General features: G+C 65.9%; 18 protein-coding genes. 8 read left to right on the top strand and 10 right to left on the bottom strand.

All coding sequences use genetic code 11. The features are described from left to right. Positions 1 to 6: 6 nt before the first annotated feature. Together QFZ41_RS15035 and QFZ41_RS15040 are read left to right on the top strand one after the other, a co-directional pair. Positions 7 to 447 (top strand): secondary thiamine-phosphate synthase enzyme YjbQ, encoded by a 441-nt coding sequence (locus tag QFZ41_RS15035; protein ID WP_429199488.1) that lies wholly within the window; start codon positions 7 to 9, stop codon positions 445 to 447. Continuing rightward, on the top strand, positions 447 to 1,289 hold the full coding sequence (locus QFZ41_RS15040) for an ABC transporter substrate-binding protein (RefSeq protein ID WP_429199489.1): 843 nt from the start codon (positions 447 to 449) through the stop codon (positions 1,287 to 1,289). The genes QFZ41_RS15035 and QFZ41_RS15040 overlap by 1 nt, the downstream gene beginning before the upstream one ends. A gap of 46 nt (positions 1,290 to 1,335) precedes the next feature. Here QFZ41_RS15040 and QFZ41_RS15045 read toward each other — a convergent pair whose 3' ends face one another. The 5 genes from QFZ41_RS15045 to QFZ41_RS15065 are packed head-to-tail and all read right to left on the bottom strand — an operon-like array spanning position 1,336 to position 5,893. Further along, positions 1,336 to 2,037, bottom strand: coding sequence for an arginyltransferase (locus QFZ41_RS15045; RefSeq protein ID WP_429199490.1), 702 nt, complete (start codon positions 2,035 to 2,037; stop codon positions 1,336 to 1,338). Positions 2,038 to 2,094: 57 nt separating this feature from the next. Continuing rightward, complete coding sequence (locus QFZ41_RS15050) at positions 2,095 to 3,615, bottom strand: GAF domain-containing protein (protein WP_429199491.1); 1,521 nt, start codon at positions 3,613 to 3,615, stop codon at positions 2,095 to 2,097. Further along, positions 3,608 to 4,201, bottom strand: a complete 594-nt coding sequence (locus QFZ41_RS15055; RefSeq protein ID WP_429199492.1) for a biliverdin-producing heme oxygenase — start codon at positions 4,199 to 4,201, stop codon at positions 3,608 to 3,610. The genes QFZ41_RS15050 and QFZ41_RS15055 overlap by 8 nt, the downstream gene beginning before the upstream one ends. Next, positions 4,202 to 4,594 (bottom strand): hypothetical protein, encoded by a 393-nt coding sequence (locus QFZ41_RS15060; RefSeq protein ID WP_426285291.1) that lies wholly within the window; start codon positions 4,592 to 4,594, stop codon positions 4,202 to 4,204. 36 nt (positions 4,595 to 4,630) lie between these two features. Beyond that, entirely contained in the window at positions 4,631 to 5,893 is a 1,263-nt protein-coding gene (locus QFZ41_RS15065; RefSeq protein ID WP_429199493.1) for an ectonucleotide pyrophosphatase/phosphodiesterase, read from the bottom strand. Between the two features lie 54 nt (positions 5,894 to 5,947). Here QFZ41_RS15065 and QFZ41_RS15070 point away from each other — a divergent pair, with 54 nt between their 5' ends. Further along, positions 5,948 to 6,361, top strand: a complete 414-nt coding sequence (locus tag QFZ41_RS15070) for a hypothetical protein (protein WP_429199494.1) — start codon at positions 5,948 to 5,950, stop codon at positions 6,359 to 6,361. Positions 6,362 to 6,443: 82 nt separating this feature from the next. Continuing rightward, entirely contained in the window at positions 6,444 to 8,117 is a 1,674-nt protein-coding gene (hutU, locus tag QFZ41_RS15075) for a urocanate hydratase (protein ID WP_429199495.1), read from the top strand. 203 nt (positions 8,118 to 8,320) lie between these two features. Here hutU and msrA read toward each other — a convergent pair whose 3' ends face one another. Continuing rightward, complete coding sequence (gene msrA, locus QFZ41_RS15080) at positions 8,321 to 8,992, bottom strand: peptide-methionine (S)-S-oxide reductase MsrA (RefSeq protein WP_429199496.1); 672 nt, start codon at positions 8,990 to 8,992, stop codon at positions 8,321 to 8,323. 162 nt (positions 8,993 to 9,154) lie between these two features. Here msrA and QFZ41_RS15085 point away from each other — a divergent pair, with 162 nt between their 5' ends. Continuing rightward, entirely contained in the window at positions 9,155 to 10,375 is a 1,221-nt protein-coding gene (locus tag QFZ41_RS15085; protein ID WP_429199497.1) for an HD-GYP domain-containing protein, read from the top strand. Then, on the top strand, positions 10,372 to 11,622 hold the full coding sequence (locus tag QFZ41_RS15090; RefSeq protein ID WP_429199498.1) for a putative bifunctional diguanylate cyclase/phosphodiesterase: 1,251 nt from the start codon (positions 10,372 to 10,374) through the stop codon (positions 11,620 to 11,622). The genes QFZ41_RS15085 and QFZ41_RS15090 overlap by 4 nt, the downstream gene beginning before the upstream one ends. A gap of 16 nt (positions 11,623 to 11,638) precedes the next feature. Here the strand turns inward: QFZ41_RS15090 and coaE are convergent, their stop codons facing one another. From coaE to pilB, 4 genes are all read right to left on the bottom strand, one after another. Beyond that, positions 11,639 to 12,241, bottom strand: coding sequence for a dephospho-CoA kinase (coaE, locus tag QFZ41_RS15095; protein WP_429199499.1), 603 nt, complete (start codon positions 12,239 to 12,241; stop codon positions 11,639 to 11,641). Continuing rightward, positions 12,238 to 13,107: a prepilin peptidase gene (locus tag QFZ41_RS15100; protein ID WP_429199500.1), complete on the bottom strand. Its 870-nt coding sequence runs from the start codon at positions 13,105 to 13,107 to the stop codon at positions 12,238 to 12,240. Before QFZ41_RS15100 ends, coaE begins: the two co-directional genes overlap by 4 nt. Before the next feature lie 80 nt (positions 13,108 to 13,187). Then, on the bottom strand, positions 13,188 to 14,453 hold the full coding sequence (locus QFZ41_RS15105) for a type II secretion system F family protein (protein WP_429199501.1): 1,266 nt from the start codon (positions 14,451 to 14,453) through the stop codon (positions 13,188 to 13,190). 147 nt (positions 14,454 to 14,600) lie between these two features. Further along, complete coding sequence (gene pilB, locus QFZ41_RS15110; RefSeq protein ID WP_429199502.1) at positions 14,601 to 16,328, bottom strand: type IV-A pilus assembly ATPase PilB; 1,728 nt, start codon at positions 16,326 to 16,328, stop codon at positions 14,601 to 14,603. 172 nt (positions 16,329 to 16,500) lie between these two features. Here pilB and QFZ41_RS15115 point away from each other — a divergent pair, with 172 nt between their 5' ends. Both QFZ41_RS15115 and QFZ41_RS15120 read left to right on the top strand, forming a co-directional pair. Then, positions 16,501 to 17,373 (top strand): glycosyltransferase family 2 protein, encoded by an 873-nt coding sequence (locus tag QFZ41_RS15115; RefSeq protein WP_429199503.1) that lies wholly within the window; start codon positions 16,501 to 16,503, stop codon positions 17,371 to 17,373. Continuing rightward, a complete protein-coding gene (locus QFZ41_RS15120; RefSeq protein WP_429199504.1) occupies positions 17,370 to 18,101 on the top strand; it encodes a class I SAM-dependent methyltransferase in 732 nt (243 codons plus the stop codon). Before QFZ41_RS15115 ends, QFZ41_RS15120 begins: the two co-directional genes overlap by 4 nt.

Consider the following 18,101-nt stretch of genomic DNA (forward strand, 5'->3'; position numbering starts at 1 on the left):
CTTCCCATGAGCCGTGCCCAACCTGTCCAGCACGTCGCGCAGACCACGTTCACCGTGCATACGCGTGGGCGCTCGGTGAGTGAGGTGACAGGCCGCATCGCGGAGATCGTTTCAGCGAGTGGCGTGGCGACGGGCATCGCGCACGTGTTCGTGCAGCACACGAGTGCCTCCCTGCTGATCGGCGAGAACGCCGATCCCACCGTCGTCGCCGACCTCGAACGTTTCTTCGCGAGGCTCGTCCCGGATGGCGACCCGCTGTTCCGCCATCGCGATGAAGGCCCGGACGACATGCCGGCGCACGTGCGCTCGGTGCTCACCGGCGTGTCGCTGTCGGTCCCGGTGCACAACGGCAAGCCGCTGTTGGGAACGTGGCAGGGCGTGTTCCTCTACGAACACCGCCACGAAGCGCACCAGCGCAAGATCACCGTCACCGTGTCGGGCCATTGATGTCGGACGCCTATCCGCAGCGCATCGTCTGCCTGACCGAAGAACCGACCGAAGTCCTTTACGCCATCGGCGAGGATCACCGCATCGTCGGCATTTCCGGGTTCACCGTGCGGCCGCCGCGTGCGCGCAAGGAGAAGCCGAAGGTCTCCGCGTTCACCAGTGCGAAGATTGGCCAGATCCTCGACCTGAAACCCGACCTCGCCATCGGTTTTTCCGACCTCCAGGCCGACATCGCGCAAGAACTCATCCGCGCGGGCGTGGAAGTGTGGATCAGCAACCATCGCAGCGTGGATGGCATCGTTGCCTATATCCGCCGTCTCGGCGCCATGGTTGGCGCGACCGCGAAAGCCGAGGCCCTGGCGGTTCGCGCCGAGGAAAACCTCGCGCGAATCGCCGCGTTGGCCGCCGCGTTGCCGCGACGGCCGAAGGTGTACTTCGAGGAATGGGACGATCCCCTTATCACGGGCATTCGTTGGGTGGGCGAGCTCGTGCGTATCGCGGGTGGCGACGATGTCTTTCCCGAATTGCTCGAAGAGCCGCTGGCGAAGCAACGCATCCTGGCCGATCCGCTCGAGGTGGTGCGGCGTGAGCCGGATATCGTTTTCGGTTCGTGGTGTGGCAAGCGCTTCCGGCCGGAGCATGTCGCGTCGCGGCCGGGTTGGAGCGATGTGCCAGCCGTACGAGACGGCGAGCTCCACGAGATCAAGTCGCCGATCATCCTGCAGCCGGGGCCGGCGGCCCTGTTCGACGGCATCGAGGCCTTGCATGCCGTGATCGCCCGCTGGGCTATGGGCCAGGCTGCCGCAAGCACCCATCGCCGACAGGGTCGGCTCCCACCTTAGGGTCGGGTTTCACCTTAGGGTCGGGTTCCACTTTAAGGCTGTGGGACTAAGGCATGGCGATCCAGCGGCCGTGCTTGCGGATTTCCAGCGGACGGAAGCGGCGTTTGTAATCCATCTTGGGATGGCCGGCGATCCAGAAACCCAGGTACACGTACGGGATACCGCGGCGCTTCGCCAGTTCCACCTGTTGCAGGATGCCGAAGGTACCCAGGCTGCGGGCGTCCTCGTCGGGATCGAAAAACGTATAGACGGCCGAGACGCCGGCCAGCGCCACATCGGTGACCGCGACGCCGAGCAGGCGTGCGCCGAGGCGGAATTCGAGGAATAGCGTGGGGCTCCAGGGCGCGGCGAGGAAGCGCTGGAAATCTTCCGCATCCGCCGCGTCCATGCCGCCGCCACTGTGCCGCGCCTGCAGGTAGCGTTGGTAGAGATCGTGCCGCTCATGGGTGAAGCCGGGCATCTGCTCGGTCACCGTGATATCCGCATTGCGTTTCAGGCAGCGCCGCTGTCCGCGGTCCGCCATGAACCCTTCGACATCGATACGGCACGGCACGCAGGCCTGGCAGGCGGCGCATTGCGGCAGGTAGAGGTGTCCGCCTGCCCGGCGGAAGCCCTTCGCCAGCGCCGGGCCGTACAACCGGTCGAGGTGCGGCGCGCCGGGATCGACCACGAGGTTCTGCGCCGTCCGCTCGGCGAAATAGCCACACGTGTGCGGCAGGGTCTGGAACAGGCGGACACGGTCGGTCATGGTTCGATGTTATAGCGCCACGGCGCGCGGCGCGTCACCGCGATGTGTCGACGGTGGTCACTCCACCGGCTGGTGCCGCTCGATCAACGCGCGCAGGCTCGCCGCGGATTCCAGGTGCTGGCGCGACCACGGCCGCGATCGGCCACGCACGGTCTCTTGCCACGCATCGAAACTCTGTCGCGGCGAGAGGCGCGCGCCGGGAATGTTCTGCAGTTTGGACAGGTTCGGATTGCCGCCCCAGCGCACCTGCCGCACCTGTTCGGTTCGCGTCCATATCACCGCGTGCTGCGCATCCGCCTGCAGGGGCATGAAGATGATGCCGGCAGCCAGTCCGGTCACGGCGGGGTCCGCCAACGCGGGATGGCTTACACCAAGCCCGTCGGTGTGCAGCACGCCGTGGAGGCCGTCGTCATCCGTCGCATCCTGCGTACCGAGGAAATCGCGGATGCGCAGCAGCCGTTCTTCGTCGGGCAACTGGCCGTGGCGTATCACCTGGTTCCCGGCGAGGATCGCCACGCCATCGGCGTCCACCACCTCGAGCAGTTCGGGCGCGAGGGTGGCCAGCAATCCCGTGTCGATCCGGTCGCTCTCGTTGAAGGCGGTGATGAGCTTCTCGCGCACCGTGAGCAGGGCGCTCTCGACCTCGATCTTCGCCAGTTCCTCGATGGCCGCGACCCGTGCCGCGAATACGCGCGCCACCGTGTCGGCCACCTCGCGCATGCGGTGATCGGCGAAGAAGGGGCTGTAGTGGTGGCAGGAGACCAGGCCCCAGAGCTTGCCGCCGATGATGATCGAGGCGACCAGCGTGGCCGTCACGCCCATGTTGCCCAGGTATTCCAGGTGCACCGGCGAGACACTGCGCAACGACACGTCGCTGAGGTCGGTGGCGATCGCGGTCTCGGGATCGTAGGCCGGAAGAATGCGCGCCGGCACATACCTGCAGTCGCTGATCTGGCGCACGCGGTTTCGCAGGTAGAGCGCCCGTGCCTGGGCGGGAATGTCGGTGGCCGGATAATGCATGCCGAGGTAGGCCTCGAGATCGTCACGCCGGGCCTCCGCGATGATCTCGCCGTGCCAGTCGCGATCGAACCGGTACACCATCACGCGGTCGTAGCCGAGCAGGCTGCGGATCGTCTGCGCCGCGCGTGAGGCGGCGCGTTCGACGCCAATATCCTGTTCCAGGCGCCGTGCCAGTTCGTAGGCGACGCGAGCGGGATCTTCGTCGAAGTAGGCCTCGCGTGGCTCGACTTCGATGAGCCAGCGCGTCTCGTACGCATGCACGGCGCCGCGCCAGGGACCCGGCTTGCGCGAATGGGGAAAGTCGACAGGAACCCATCCGCTATGCGCCGGTCGCGCCGCATCGGGAAAGAGGTGGCCGGGCAGCGTAAGCACCTCGTGCAACGGCGCATCGAGCACGATGCCGGCATCGACGCCGAGGATGTCCCCGGCGTTCTCGCTGACCTGAAGGATCGTCTGCGTGGACGCGTCGACCACGAGCAAGGCCCCGTGTGGCTGGACCGAGCCGGGAATGTGGATGGGCTCGCGGTCGCAGACGGTGAGGTCGGGAAGTTCAGCCATGCGTGGCATCGTCCTGTAGTACGTGTTGAAAGCGCGCGAACATCCTTCGCGCGCCGTCCACGGCATCCCGCCGCGCTGCTTCCCCGGTCAATGCCTCGTCGAGAATGGCCTGGAAGGACCGCCAGGGGGCCGTGAGCTGTTCGCCGACCGTGTAGAAGCGATGGGGAAGGTGCGGAAACCGTTCGCGCAGGTGACGGGCGATGAGGCGGCCGCCCAGCGCGGACCCTTCGATCACATAGAGTTCACCCCAGGCTGTGGCGTTTGGCTTGCCTGGAGGGGCTATCGCCGCTGAAGCGGCGATAGCGGCACCGGCATCGAAAAGATCCTCGGCCAGGCGCTCCGCTCGCGACACATAGACCCATCCTGAGGCGGCGGCTGTCTCCGCGAGCCACTGGCGGCGCTCCGCCTCCCATTCGCTGAACAGCGGCCACTGCGCCAGGAGCAGGCGCCGGTAATCCGCTTCGTCCATGTCGCCCGCCAACAAGCGGCGCATGCGCGGCGATGCCTCGGCGGCATCGTGGGCGGCGCGCGTGGCTTCGCGGAGGAGGAGATGGGCGGGACGGGCGACTGCGCAGGCGCCGTCCATTCAGAGCACCTGGGTAGCCTTGAGCACGACGACGAGCATCACCCCCGCGACGATCGCCAGCACCATGAGGCGAACACGCGAGGCCGTGCGCTGGGCGGCGGGACGGCGGTCCGGCTGGCGGTGCAGCTGGAGCTCTTCCTGGAAACGCACCACCGGCTCGATGCCGATCTCCTTGAGCAGGGCGCGCGCCTTCGGGAAATCGTCGGCACTCTGCACCCAGACCTTAGGCCAGGAGTCGCGGTCGTCTTGGCGCTGCGAGTAGCTGAAGCGCTGGTAGGTGGGCCGGTTCCAGCTCGAGCGGTTGGTCACCGAGGTGTCGATGCCGTTCTCGGTGAGCAGGGCGACGATCCGGTCGATGTTGTCCTGGCGGGGTGACGTATAGATTTCGCGCATGGCCGGATTCTACGGGATTTGCCCGTCCGGCGACGCTCAGCGCCCTCCCTCGGCCAACGCGCCCTTCACACGTTCCAGCTTGCCGTCGTTGGGCAGCGGCGCGATCCCGAGCAGGCGGGTCAGCAAGGGGTAGATGTCCACGTTAGGGAAGGGCGCGATGGTCACGCCGTGCCCGAAGGCCGGGCCGTGGGCGATGAACAGCGCGCGCATGCTGGGGTCGAGGTTGTCGTAGCCGTGCTCGCCGCGCGACATGGGCATCGTCCGCCTGGCCAGCACGTCGTGACTGATGATCGCCCAGCCGGTATCGGCGAGGCAGATATACGCGGGTACGCGTGGATTCCTGCCGTAATCCAGGCGAGCGGGCAGGTCTTCCTTGCGATAGCAACGCATGTGCTCGTGCGGGCCGAGGAGACGCGCCACCGCCCTGGAGCCATCGACGCCGGGCTTCGGATTGAAGGTGGACACCACGCCGTAGGACACCGCGTCAAGCGCGGTCAGGTCGGTTTCCTCGTCCGCGAACACGATGTTGCCGCGCGGGACGTCGGCCATCCCGTGATCGGACACCACGACGATGTTCATCGCATCGTAGAGCCCGCGCTGGCGCAGTTGCGCCACCAGATAGCCGATGGCGTCGTCGACCTCGCGCAGCGCCGCGTCGAGGGGTTCGGAATTCGGCCCGTATTCGTGGCCCGCGTGGTCCACGGCATCGAAGTACAAGGTATCGAACGCCGGCTTCGGGCCTGGCTCGTCGATCCACGACATCAGCTTGTCCACGCGCTGGCGCGAGGTGAGCGAATCGTCGAACGGAATCCAGTGGTCCGGACGCACGCCGTGGATGGCGGCCTCCGTGCCGGGCCAGAACATCGTCGCCGTGTGCAGGCCGTGTTTCTGTGCCGTCACCCAGATCGGCTCGGCCTGGTCCCACCAGCGCCCGTCGCTGGTGGCGGCGTGGTTGGAGAGGCTGAAATTGCCGAGCGTCGGATCCCGCATCGTGTTGTTCACGATGCCGTTGCGGTCGGGCACGCGGCCGGTCACCAGCGTGTAGTGGTTCGGGAAAGTGAGCGATGGAAACGACGGCAGCATGTATGGCGCGGTCACGCCTTCACGCGCCATCGCGGCGAGGTTCGGGGTCAGCCCGCGATCGATGTAATCGGCACGGAAAGCGTCGATGGACACCAGCAGGACGGTCTGCGCGTGCGGCGGCGGGAGAGCGGGCTTGGCGGGACGCGTGGCGCATCCGGACAGGGCCACCAGGAGCAGCGCGAGGAAAGCGCCACAGCGGGGCAACGTGACGTTCATGGGCGGGGACTTACGCTCTATGACAGAACAATCCTCCTATGATGGACGAGTCCCATGACCAATTCATCACGCAAGATCCTGCTGGCATGGCTGGTCGCCATGCTGCCCGCGCTCGCGATGGCGCAGACCCAACCGGCCAAGCCCGCCGCGCCGCCACCGCGTCCGAAACCGGTCGTGATCAGCACGCCCACGCCGAACCAGCAATGGCAGCGGCAGGTGGACCGGCAGCAGGTACAGAACCGCCTGAACCAGAACGCGCTGCGTGAACAGCTTCGCCAGGACAACCTCGACCGGCAGCGCACCAACGCCACCGATCCGGCCCTGCGTAACCAGCTGGATAACGCCGACCGCAGCCAGCAACAGCTGTACCGGGCACGACAGGACGCCGCCGCGCAGCGGTACCAGACGTTGCAGCGGCCGGACGCGACGCGGGCCGTGCCGGCGCGGAGCGGTTCGGCCGGCCATTAGCGGCATTGCTGCGACGCGTATGGCGAGGTGTCGCGGCGCGGGACCATAATCGGCGATTCCCTGGATCGACGGAGTCTCCCCGATGACCGCAGTCACGCGCATCGACACCACCCGCACCGTCCGTGCCCCGCGCGGCAGCGAACTGACCTGCCGCAGCTGGCTGACGGAGGCGCCGTTCCGCATGCTGCAGAACAACCTCGACCCGGAGGTCGCGGAGAACCCGGCGGAGCTGGTGGTGTATGGCGGCATCGGCCGCGCCGCGCGGAACTGGGAGTGCTTCGACGCCATCCTGCGCAGCCTGCGCGAGCTGCGCGACGACGAAACGCTGCTGGTGCAGTCGGGCAAGCCCGTGGGCGTGTTTCCCTCGCACCCGGACGCGCCGCGCGTACTCATCGCCAACTCCAACCTCGTGCCGGCCTGGGCGAACTGGGAGCACTTCAACGAGCTCGATCGCAAGGGCCTGATGATGTACGGCCAGATGACCGCGGGCTCGTGGATCTACATCGGTTCGCAGGGCATCGTGCAAGGCACCTACGAGACCTTCGTGGAGATGGGCCGCCAGCATTACGGCGGCAGCCTCGCCGGCCGTTGGATCCTCACCGCCGGTCTGGGTGGCATGGGGGGTGCGCAGCCACTGGCCGCCAGCCTCGCGGGCGCGTCGTCGCTCACGATCGAGTGCCAGCAGAGCCGCATCGATTTCCGCCTGAAGACGCGCTACGTCGACGAGCAGGCCAGTGACCTCGACGACGCACTGGCGCGCCTCGACCGTTACGCGAGGGAAGGGCGTGCCGTTTCCGTCGCGCTGCTGGGCAACGCGGCCGACGTGCTACCGGAACTGGTCCGCCGTGGCGTGCGTCCCGATGCCGTTACCGACCAGACCAGCGCGCACGATCCGGTGAACGGCTACCTGCCGTCCGGCTGGACGGTGGAGGAGTGGTTCGAGCGGCGGAAGTCCGATCCTGCCGGTACGTCGCGCGCGGCCAAGGCGTCCATGCGCACGCATGTGGAAGCGATGCTGGCCTTCCATGCCATGGGCGTGCCGACGTTCGACTACGGCAACAATATCCGCCAGATGGCGAAGGATGAAGGCCTGGGCGAGGCGTTCGCGTTCCCCGGCTTCGTGCCCGCCTTCGTCCGTCCGTTGTTCTGCCGCGGCGTGGGTCCCTTCCGCTGGGTGGCGCTCTCGGGCGATCCGGAAGACATCTACAAGACCGACGCCAAGGTGAAGGAGCTGATCCCGGACGATCCGCACCTGCACCGCTGGCTGGACATGGCGCGCGCGCGGATCAGCTTCCAGGGGTTGCCGGCGCGGATCTGCTGGGTGGGGCTGGGGCAGCGCCATCGGCTCGGGCTGGCTTTCAACGAGATGGTCCGCAACGGCGAATTGAAGGCGCCGGTGGTGATCGGCCGCGACCACCTGGATTCGGGGTCGGTGGCCAGCCCGAATCGCGAGACCGAGGCGATGCGCGACGGCAGCGACGCCGTCAGCGACTGGCCGTTGCTCAACGCCATGCTCAACGTGGCTGGCGGCGCGACCTGGGTGAGCCTGCACCATGGCGGCGGCGTGGGCATGGGTTACAGCCAGCACAGCGGCGTGGTGATCGTCTGCGACGGCAGCGAAGCGGCGGATAAGCGGCTTGCGCGGGTTCTGTGGAACGATCCCGGCACCGGCGTGATGCGGCATGCCGATGCGGGGTATGACGAGGCCATCGCGTGTGCGCGGGAGCAGGGGTTGAATCTGCCGATGGTGGGGTGAGGGCATCGCCGCTGAAGCGGCTCCCACAAGAGCATCGCCGACAGGGTCGGCTCCCACCCGGCTGAATCGCCGACAGGGTCGGCTCCCACCAGGGCTGAATCGCCGACAGGGTCGGTCCTACCGGGGCATACATGCCCTTGGGCTTTGGTGGGAGCCGACCCTGTCGGCGATTCGGGTCCGCCTCAGTGCCTGCCAGGCCAGCCTCAGCGCCCGTTGGCCCAGCCAGCCACATACCGCTGCGGGTACAGCCGCTGCAGCGCCAGCACCTTCGGCCGGTCGTTCACCGCGATGTACATCGCGTCCGGATTCAGCCGCATGTAGTCCTGGTGGTAGTCCTCGGCCAGGTAGAAGGCTTTCAGAGGCGTCACCTCGGTCACGATCGGCGCCGAAAACGCGTGCGCCGCCGTGAGCTGGGCCACGTACGCCTCGGCCACCTTCTTCTGTTCCGGCGTGGCGTAGAAAACCGCCGAACGGTACTGCGTGCCCACATCCGGCCCCTGGCGGTTCACCAGGGTCGGGTCCTGGGCCACGGAGAAGAACACCTGTAGCAGCTGGCCATAGGTGACCTGCGCGGGGTCGTACACCACCCGCACGGACTCCGCGTGGCCGGTGTCGCCGTCGCTGACGTCGTCGTAATTGGCGTGGGCGGCGTCACCACCGGCATAGCCGGCGCGCACGCTCTTCACGCCGCGCACGTGTTGGAACACGCCTTCGACACCCCAGAAACAGCCGCCGGCGAACACGGCGGTGGCCTCGCCAGAGGCCGGTGCGGCGTCGACGGTGGGAGCGGGCAGGGCGATGCCTTCGTCCCGGGCCGAGGCGGCCGTGCAGGCGGTGAGGGCGAGGAACAGGACAGGAAGCAGGGAGCGGCGCATGGCGATCTCCAGGGGAGGTGTGGGCCTGCCTATGAGACCGGGGATACCCCCTTTACCTCACAGCCGGCTACAGGATCGCGTGAAGCTGCCGCTAACCTTGGGATCACCGTGGGTGGGCGGCCGCCGCATGGGAACGCAGTGGTATGGAAGGGGGATCGGAGAGTGGCGTACGACCTGGTGGAGAGACGCGTGTTCGTGACCGACCTGGAAGTCGGCATGTACGTGAGCCGTCTCGATTGCGAGTGGTCCGATACGCCGTTCCCGCTGCAGGGGTTGCCGATCGCCTCGCAGGCCGACATCGACCGCTTGAGCCGCTTCTGCAAGTACGTGTTCGTGGACATGCACCGCAAGGTCGTGCCCGCCCGCGTGGTACCCGCGGCACCGGCGGCAAGGCCGGCGCCGAACCCGCGCCTGGTCGCCCGGCACACCTATGCGGACACCGTGTCGTTCGAGGAGGAGCTGCCGCGGGCCCGCGAGGCCTTCGACGGCATGTCGCGCTTCGCCGAACGCCTGGTCGACGACATCCAAAGCGGCCGCGCCATCGAACCCGGCGCGGTGGAAGAAGCCGTGCGGCCGATGGTCGCCAGCGTGCTGCGCAGTGGCGACGCCTTCTTCTGGATCGAGAGCCTGCGCCGGCGCGACAGCTATACCTATCAGCATGCGGTGGCCTGCAGCACCCTGGCCGCAGCGTTCGGCAGGCACATGGGATTCGCCAGCGAAGCCATCGTGAGCCTCGCTACCGGCGGCTTGCTGATGGACGTCGGCAAGGCCCAATTGCCCGATGAACTGCTCGGGCGCAGTGGTCCGTTGAGTGACGAGGAGTGGGAGCTGGCGCGCCAGCACGTGAGCGAAGGCATGGCCATCCTCGACCATGCCGGCGTCAGCGATCCGGAGGTGCGCGACATGGTGCTGACCCACCACGAACGCTTCGACGGCACCGGCTACCCGGCGGGCCTTGCCGGCACCGCCATACCGCTGTCCGGCCGGATGGCCGCGATCATCGATACCTACCATGCGATGTCCACGCCGCGCCCGTATCGCCCGGCCGTGTCGCAGCACCTGGCTCTCCGCCAGCTCTACGCCGGGCGCGACCGCGAGTTCCAGGGCGAACTGGTGGAACAGTTCCAGGCCTGCCTGGGCGTGTACCCGACCGGCTCGCTGGTGGAGTTGAATACGGGCGAGGTCGCGATCGTCATGATGCAGAACCAGGCGCGCCGCCTGCAGCCCCGTGTGGCCATCCTTACGCGAAAGGACAAGTCAGCGCTCGAGGAATTCCTTATCATCGATCTCATGAACCAGCCGGACAGCCTTCGCCGCGAAATCCTGCGCACCTTGCCCGTGGGCAGCCATGGCATCGATCCCCGGGAGTACTTCCTCCCATGAGCGAGCGCGCCGACATCCTGCCAGCGGTGCAGGTCATCCTCGACCGGGTGGTGCCGGACTCGGGGTGGCGCGCCGTGCTCGTCGTGCGCCTGCAGGGCATGCGCGAGGCGCAGCTCCGCTTCGGCTACGACTTCGGCAACGCGATCATGCTGGCCGCGCGCGGGCGCCTCGTCGAGGCGGTTCGCCACGTGGACACGGTGTTCGTCGCCGGTGACGACAGCTTCGTGGTGGTGCTGCCTTCGGTGCGCAACCGCACCCATGCGCTGCTGGCGGCCACGCGTATCGTGGGCGCCTTCGAATCACCGCTGTTGCGTGGCGAGCGGCCATGGCACGGCCGGCCCGTCGTCGGCGTGGCCGTGCATCCGGAGCACGGCACTTCGGCGGAACTGCTCTATCGCCGCGCCGAACTGGCCCATGACGAAGCCCAGCGCGTGGGCGAGCCGTTCGCGCTCTACCAGCCCGACGCCACGCCCGTGGAGATCCTCTACGGCGAACTCCGCGAAGACATCGAGGCCAACCGCCTGCACGTGGCCTTTCAGCCATTGCGCGACCTCCGTTCCGGTGAAGTGGTGCGCGTGGAATCGCTGTCCCGCTGGACGACGACCGCCCAGATCGATGTGGCGCCCGCCGATTTCGTGCAGTTCGCCGAGCGCAGCGACCTGATCGTGCCCCTGACCCGCTGGAGCCTCAACGCGTCGCTGCGCCATGCCGCGACGCTGCATCGGGGCGGTTGCCCGCTGGACGTGGCGATCAACCTGTCGCCGCGCGTGTTCGCCGAGCAAGGCTTCGCGGAACAGATGATCGGCGCCATGGACATCTGGGGCGTGCCGCCGGAAGCGGTGATCGTCGAGATCACCGAGACGGCCCTGCTCACCGACCTGGACATGAGCGTGCGCGTGTTGCGCTCCCTGCGCGACCGTGGCGTCCGCGTGGCCATCGACGATTTCGGTACCGGCTACGCCTCGTTCGCCTACCTGCGCCATTTCCCGGCCACCGAACTGAAGATCGACCGCACCTTCGTCGACGCCATGAACACCGACCGCCGTACCGAGCTGCTCGTGCAGGCGATGGTCGACGTGGCCCACCGGCTCGGCATGGAAGCGGTGGCCGAAGGCGTGGAAAACGAAGAGACCCTGCTGCGCCTGGTCGAGATGGACTGCGATCTCGTGCAGGGCTACCACATCGGCATGCCGTTGCGGGCGGAGGATTTCGTGACGGAGCGGCTCGCCGCCGCGTCGCTGGTGTAGCGGACCGGCCGTCTCGTCAGGCGGCCAGTTCGCGGTAACGCCGGTCCAGCGCCGCCACCTTCGCATCCAGTGCGGCTTCGTCGCCGTCGTTGACGATCACGTCGTCGGCGATGGCCAGCCGCCGTTCGCGGGACGCCTGCGCCTGGATCATCTTCGTGGCAAGGCCGGCGTCGATGCCGTCGCGGCGGGTGAGCCGCTCGATCCGCACCGCTTCCGGCGCATCCACCACCAGCACGCGATCCACCCAGGCGTAGTGCTCGCGGTTCTCCACGAGCAGGGGGATCGAGAGGATGCAGTACGGGCCGCGGTCGGCCGCCGCGGCGTCGCGCAGCCAGGTGCGGATACGCGGGTGCAGGATGCTTTCCAGGGTCGCGCGTGCGGAAGGATCGTCGAAGACGCGCTGGCGCATCGCTGCGCGGTCGAGCCTTCCTTCGGCGTCCAGCGCCCCAGGGCCGAACGTCCGCGCTACTTCGGCCAAGACCTCGGAACCGGGCTCGACCACCGCCCGCGCCGCCACGTCGGCGTCGTAGGCGTGGATACCGAGCGCCTCGAAGCGTCGCTCCACGGCGCTCTTGCCCGAGGCGATGCCGCCGGTCAGCGCGACGACGAAGCCGCTCATTGGAGGCCGGTGAAGCGCGCGTAGGCGGCGAACAATCGATCGCCCGCCAGGAACCAGACCCAGCCCGCAGCGGCGATGTAAGGGCCGAAGGGGATCGGCACGTCGCGCTGATGGTTGCGGAACAGCATGAGCCCGCCGCCGACCAGGGCGCCGATCAGCGAGGACAACATGATGACCGGCAACAGCGACACCGGGCCCATCCACGCGCCCAGCGCGGCGAGCAGCTTGAAGTCGCCGTGGCCCATGCCTTCCTTGCTGGTGAGCAGCTTGAACAGCCAGTACACGCTCCACAGGCTGAGGTATCCGATCAACGCGCCGAGGATGGCCGACGATGGTTCCACGGGCAGCGGCTGCCACGCTGGGATCAGGGTGAGCCCTAGGCCGATCCAGAGCAGGGGATAGGTCAGTTCGTCCGGCAGCAGCTGGGTACAGACGTCGATGCCGGACAGAGCGATCAGGAAAAAGGTGAACAGCAGGCCGGTGAGAGCGGCCGGTGTCGGGCCGAAGTGCCAGACCACCAGGGCGCTGGCGAGGCCCGTGAAAAGTTCCACCAGCGGGTACTGCGCCGAGATCTTCGTGCCGCAGTAACGGCAGCGCCCGCGCAGGAACAGCCAGCCGAACAGGGGGATGTTGTCGTGCGCGGCGAGGCGATGCTTGCACTGCGGGCAGTGCGAGGCCTCGAGCGCGATGCCCGGTGGCTTGGGTTCGTCGACCGGTTCGAGCGCCAGGACGTCCCGCGCCTGCTTGCGCCATTCCCATTCCATGCGCGGCGGCGTGCGCAGGATGACCACGTTGAGGAAACTGCCCACGAGCAGGCCGAAGACGGCGGCGAAGGTGATCCAGAGGGCGATGGGTAAGTCGGGCATGGGCTCGGCCGTGGGTTAAGAAAAACCCCTCGCCCGCGAGGACGAAGGGTTCGTATTGTGCCTTGCCTGAACGATCGGGGTCAGACGGTGCCGGCGAGCTTGAAGATGGGGAGGTAGAGGGAGATGACCATGCCGCCGACGATCGCGCCGAGGATGACCATGATCAACGGCTCGAGCAGGGTCGCCAGGTTATCTACCGCGTTGCTCACTTCTTCCTCGTAGAACTCCGCGACCTTGAACAGCATGTGGTCGAGCGCCCCCGATTCCTCGCCGATGGCCGTCATCTGCACGACCATGTTCGGGAATAGGCCGGTTTGTCGCATGGACAACTGCAACTGGTGGCCCACGGCGATGTCGTCACGCATCTGTAGCACCGCCTGACCATAGATGATGCTGCCAGTCGCGCCCGACACGGCTTCGAGCGCCTCGACCAGCGGCACACCGGCGTGGAAGGTAACGCCGAGGGTGCGGGCGAAACGGGCAATGGCGGACAGACGGAGGACATTGCCGATCACCGGGAGCTTCAACGACATCCGCTCCAGGAAATGCGCGAACTTCAACGAGCGCTTCTTGGCGAAGATGATGGCGGCGATGCCACCGACGATGCTGCCGATGACCACCCACCAATAGGACTGCATGAAGCGCGAGGCCGAGACGACGATCTGCGTCGGCATGGGCAGTTCGGCACCGGCGTCCTTGAAGGTCTGCTCGAACACCGGGACCACGAAGAGCAGCAGGATCATGGTGACCAGCGCCGCCACGACCAGCACCATGATGGGGTAGAGCAGGGCCTTCTTGATCTTGGCCTTGATGCCCTCCATGCGCTCCTTGTACGTGGCGACGGTGTCCAGCACCGTGTCCAGGACACCCGCCGACTCGCCCGCATGGACGAGATTCCGATAGAGCTCGTCGAACTGCACGGGGTAGAGCGCCAGGGCCTCATGCAGGGACGCGCCGCCTTCGATAGCGTTCTTGACGTCCGTAAGGATGTTCTTCAGTCGAATGTTTTTCTGGCCACTCGCGATGATGTCGAAGGCCTGCACCATCGGTACGCCAGCCGCCATCATGGTGGCGATCTGGCGGCTGAAGATCGCGACGTCACGGGGTTTTACCGCGCTCCCGGTGCCACCGAAAAGCGGCTTGGCCCTCTCCCGGACGGTCTGTGGGTTCATGCCCTGGCGGCGCAATTCCGCCTTGACCAGGGCCGCATTCTTGGCCTGCATATCCCCTTTCATGCGCTTGCCGCGCTTGTCGAGGGCCGTCCAATCGTACGTAACCAGCTTATTGACTTCGGCACGCGCGGCGCCAACGGCGCGTACGTTCTTTGTGGCGGTGGCGGTAGCCATGACGCGGTATTCCCCCCGGAGTGATGCTTCAGTGGGCCGCTCCATCCGGACCGGCCCCTGTTCTTATTCTAGTGTGACCGCTCGGCCGCGTCCCTTTCTGCCGCCTGGCGCACATCTTCACGTGTCGCAGGCAGCGTAGAGACCGGATCAGTCCTTGGTGACGCGGTTGATCTCGGCCAGGCTTGTGACGCCGTTCCTGACCTTGAGCAGGGCGGAGGCGCGCAGGTCGTTGATGCCTGCCTTTCGGGCTACCTCGGCGATCTGCATGGCGTTGCCGCCTTCGAGGACGATCTTCTGGATGTCCTCCACCATGGGCATGACCTGGTAAATGCCCACGCGGCCCTTATAGCCCTCGTTGCAGCTGTCGCAGCCCACCGCCTCGTAGATCGTGATGCCGGCGTCCACCTCTTCCTGGGTGAATCCCTCGGCCAGCAAGGCAGCCGGCGGCAACTGGATGGGCCGCTTGCAGTCGTGAAGGCGCCGGGCCAGGCGCTGAGCGATGATCAGCGTCACCGACGAGGTGATGTTGTAGGGCGCGATGCCCATGTTCATCAGGCGGGCGATCGTCTGCGGAGCATCGTTGGTGTGCAGGGTGGAGAGCACCATGTGGCCGGTCTGGGCCGCCTTGATCGCGATCTCGGCGGTCTCCAGGTCGCGGATTTCGCCGACCATGATCACGTCCGGATCCTGGCGCAGGAACGAGCGCAGCGCCGCGGCGAAGGTCATGCCGCGCTTGGTGTTCTGCTGGACCTGGTTGATGCCCTCGACGCGGATTTCGACGGGGTCTTCCACCGTGGATATGTTGCGGCCCTCGGTGTTGAGGATGTTCAGGGCGGTGTACAGCGACACGGTCTTACCGGAGCCGGTCGGGCCGGTGACCAGGACCATGCCGTAAGGTTTCTCGATCGCGTCCAGGTACAGCTTTTTCTGGAAGTCCTCGTAGCCGAGCTTGTCGATGCCCAGCTTGGCCGAGGAACCGTCCAGGATACGCAGCACGATCTTTTCGCCGAACAGGGTCGGCAGGGTGCTGACGCGGAAGTCGATCGCACGGGTCTTGGTCAGGTTGAGCTTGATACGGCCGTCCTGCGGAACGCGCCGCTCGGCGATATCCAGGCCGCTCATGACCTTCAGGCGCGAGGCGATGCGGTTGCCCAGCTTGATAGGGGCCGTGGCAACGACACGCAGGATGCCGTCCATGCGCAGGCGGACGCGGTAGACCGCCTCGAAGGGCTCGAAGTGGATGTCGGAGGCCCCGCGCTTGATGGCGTCGACCAGGATCTTGTTGACGAACTTGACGACGGGGGCATCGTCGTTGGCGTTGGCATCGATGCCCGTGGTGCCCTCGCCCTCGTCTTCGCCGGATTCGAGCATCAGCTCGTCCAGTCCGCCGTCCGAGAAACCCGGGACATTGGCACTCATGGCCGAAAGGGCGGTATCGATGATCCGGCGTAACTGGCCGCGCTCGACCAGTACCGGCTCAACCATGTGGTTCGAGTGGAACTTGATCTCGTCCAGCGCGTGAGACTGCATCGGATCAGCGATGCCCACGAACAAGCGCTTGCCGCGCTTGAACAGGGGCAGGGCCTGGTGCTTGGTGATCAGGGCCTCGGTGACGAGGTCCAGGGGCATGTTGGCGGGGACCATGCCACCGATGTCCATCAGGGGCATGCCGAATTCGGCTGAGGCGACTTGGGACAGCTTCGGGCTATCGACCAGGTTGTGGTCGACCAGCCAGGCGGAGAGAGAGACACGCTTGTCCGCGGCGTCCTGCACGGCCTTGCGCACGTCGGCTTCGGGCAGCACGTTCTCGGTGACGAGGCGGCGCGCCATGCCGGTGAGGCCCGCCAGGATCGGCGTATGCATTTGTGAAGCCATGAAGAACCTGTTTCCCCGAGATACGCGGCTGAATCTACTCCACATTTTGGGATTGGTCACGCCTGACCGGCACGGTACGGCATTGTCCTGTGACGGGTAACCGGATCGCGCCGCCCTTCTCGTTTCCACAGGGCGATATCCCTTATGATTCAACGACCATGGGGGAGATATCTTGAGTCGTATAAGCATTATCCTGCCCGCCAAGAATGAGGCGGCTGCACTGAAAGACCTGTTGCCCCGCCTGACAGCTGCCCAGCCGGGCGCCGAGATCATCGTGGTGGACGATGGCTCCACCGACGACACCCGTGCTGTTTGTGCGCAGGCGGGGGTGACCTGCCTCTCGTCTCCGTATTCCATGGGCAACGGTGCGGCTATCAAGCGCGGTGCACGCGCCGCCACGGGTGAGGTCCTCGTCTTCATGGATGGGGATGGGCAGCACGATCCCGCCGACATCGCCCGTCTCCTTGTACGACTGGAGCAGGGTTACGACATGGTCGTAGGTGCGCGGGACTGGGAGAGCCAGGCTGGTGTGGGTCGAGGTGTGGCCAATACCGTCTATAACTGGTTGGCCAGCAAGATGACTGGACAGACTGTGGCTGATCTCACCTCAGGGTTTCGCGTGGTCAGGGCTAATCGGTTCAGGGAATTCATTCACCTGCTGCCCAATGGGTTCTCCTACCCGACGACCAGCACCATGGCGTTCTTCCGCAGTGCCTACGGCGTGGCCTATGAACCGATCAAGGCTGCCCAGCGGGTGGGAAAGAGTCACATCAAGCCGTTGAAGGATGGTGTGCGCTTCCTGTTGATCATTTTCAAGATAGCTACGTTGTACTCTCCGTTGAAGTTATTTTTCCCCGTCAGCGCTGTTTTCTTCCTGCTCGGTTGCGCCAACTATGCCTGGACCTTCGTTCATGAGGGTCGACTGACCAACGGCAGTACGCTGATGTGGAGCGCTGCTGTCATTGTGTTTCTTATCGGCCTGGTGTCCGAGCAAATTACTTCGCTGACTTATCGTCCTGGCGAACATGGAAGCGCGTCGCGATGAGCTTGCAATCGAATGATAAGCAGCGTGAGCTCGACGGGATCCGAGCCTTTTATGACGATGAATACTACGCCAGCAACGTTGACAAACAGCATAAGCTGCCTTGGCATTGTCGTATGGCGGCGCGTGGGCTGACCTTGGTCCGTGGTGGAGATGTCTTGGACGTAGCCTGCGGAACCGGGGCCTGGCTAGGCCAGTTCTCATCCATGGGTGCTCGCACTATTAGTGGAATCGATTTGTCGATCAAGGCCATTGAAGCTGCTCGGGTTGCATATCCAGATGGTGATTTTCGAGCCGGACCGGCCGAGGTTCTTCCATTTCCTAATGCCAGCTTTGATGTCGTCACGTGCATGGGGTCGCTTGAACACTTTGTAGACAAACTTGGTGCCTTGCGTGAAATGCTGAGGGTGGCACGGCCAAACGCAGAGTTCTTGCTGCTCGTGCCGAATGCAGGCTTCCTCAGTCGCAGGCTTGGTCTCTATGGCGGCACTCATCAGATAAAGGTTAAGGAAGACGTCATGTCGCTCGACGAATGGGCGGCACTGTTCCGATCCGCGGGTTTGACGGTTCGGCAACGTCGACGTGACCTACACCCACTTAGTTGGCGGTGGATCGTTCATGGCAAATGGCCAACATGGCCTTTTCGTGCAATCCAGGCAATCCTGCTAGGGCTCTGGCCTGTTGCATGGCAATACCAGGTGTATCACTACGCACAGCGGAATAAGGGGTGA

Source organism: Luteibacter sp. W1I16 (assembly GCF_050434905.1).
Lineage (GTDB): Bacteria > Pseudomonadota > Gammaproteobacteria > Xanthomonadales > Rhodanobacteraceae > Luteibacter.

Bases quoted from the DNA above. Each gene is read 5' to 3' on its own strand.
- QFZ41_RS15035 (WP_429199488.1), top strand. From the start codon at position 7: ATGAGCCGTGCCCAACCTGTCCAGCACGTCGCGCAGACCACGTTCACC.
- QFZ41_RS15040 (WP_429199489.1), top strand. From the start codon at position 447: ATGTCGGACGCCTATCCGCAGCGCATCGTCTGCCTGACCGAAGAACCG.
- QFZ41_RS15045 (WP_429199490.1), bottom strand. From the start codon at position 2,037: ATGACCGACCGTGTCCGCCTGTTCCAGACCCTGCCGCACACGTGTGGC.
- QFZ41_RS15050 (WP_429199491.1), bottom strand. From the start codon at position 3,615: ATGGCTGAACTTCCCGACCTCACCGTCTGCGACCGCGAGCCCATCCAC.
- QFZ41_RS15055 (WP_429199492.1), bottom strand. From the start codon at position 4,201: ATGGACGGCGCCTGCGCAGTCGCCCGTCCCGCCCATCTCCTCCTCCGC.
- QFZ41_RS15060 (WP_426285291.1), bottom strand. From the start codon at position 4,594: ATGCGCGAAATCTATACGTCACCCCGCCAGGACAACATCGACCGGATC.
- QFZ41_RS15065 (WP_429199493.1), bottom strand. From the start codon at position 5,893: ATGAACGTCACGTTGCCCCGCTGTGGCGCTTTCCTCGCGCTGCTCCTG.
- QFZ41_RS15070 (WP_429199494.1), top strand. From the start codon at position 5,948: ATGACCAATTCATCACGCAAGATCCTGCTGGCATGGCTGGTCGCCATG.
- hutU (WP_429199495.1), top strand. From the start codon at position 6,444: ATGACCGCAGTCACGCGCATCGACACCACCCGCACCGTCCGTGCCCCG.
- msrA (WP_429199496.1), bottom strand. From the start codon at position 8,992: ATGCGCCGCTCCCTGCTTCCTGTCCTGTTCCTCGCCCTCACCGCCTGC.
- QFZ41_RS15090 (WP_429199498.1), top strand. From the start codon at position 10,372: ATGAGCGAGCGCGCCGACATCCTGCCAGCGGTGCAGGTCATCCTCGAC.
- coaE (WP_429199499.1), bottom strand. From the start codon at position 12,241: ATGAGCGGCTTCGTCGTCGCGCTGACCGGCGGCATCGCCTCGGGCAAG.
- QFZ41_RS15100 (WP_429199500.1), bottom strand. From the start codon at position 13,107: ATGCCCGACTTACCCATCGCCCTCTGGATCACCTTCGCCGCCGTCTTC.
- QFZ41_RS15105 (WP_429199501.1), bottom strand. From the start codon at position 14,453: ATGGCTACCGCCACCGCCACAAAGAACGTACGCGCCGTTGGCGCCGCG.
- pilB (WP_429199502.1), bottom strand. From the start codon at position 16,328: ATGGCTTCACAAATGCATACGCCGATCCTGGCGGGCCTCACCGGCATG.
- QFZ41_RS15120 (WP_429199504.1), top strand. From the start codon at position 17,370: ATGAGCTTGCAATCGAATGATAAGCAGCGTGAGCTCGACGGGATCCGA.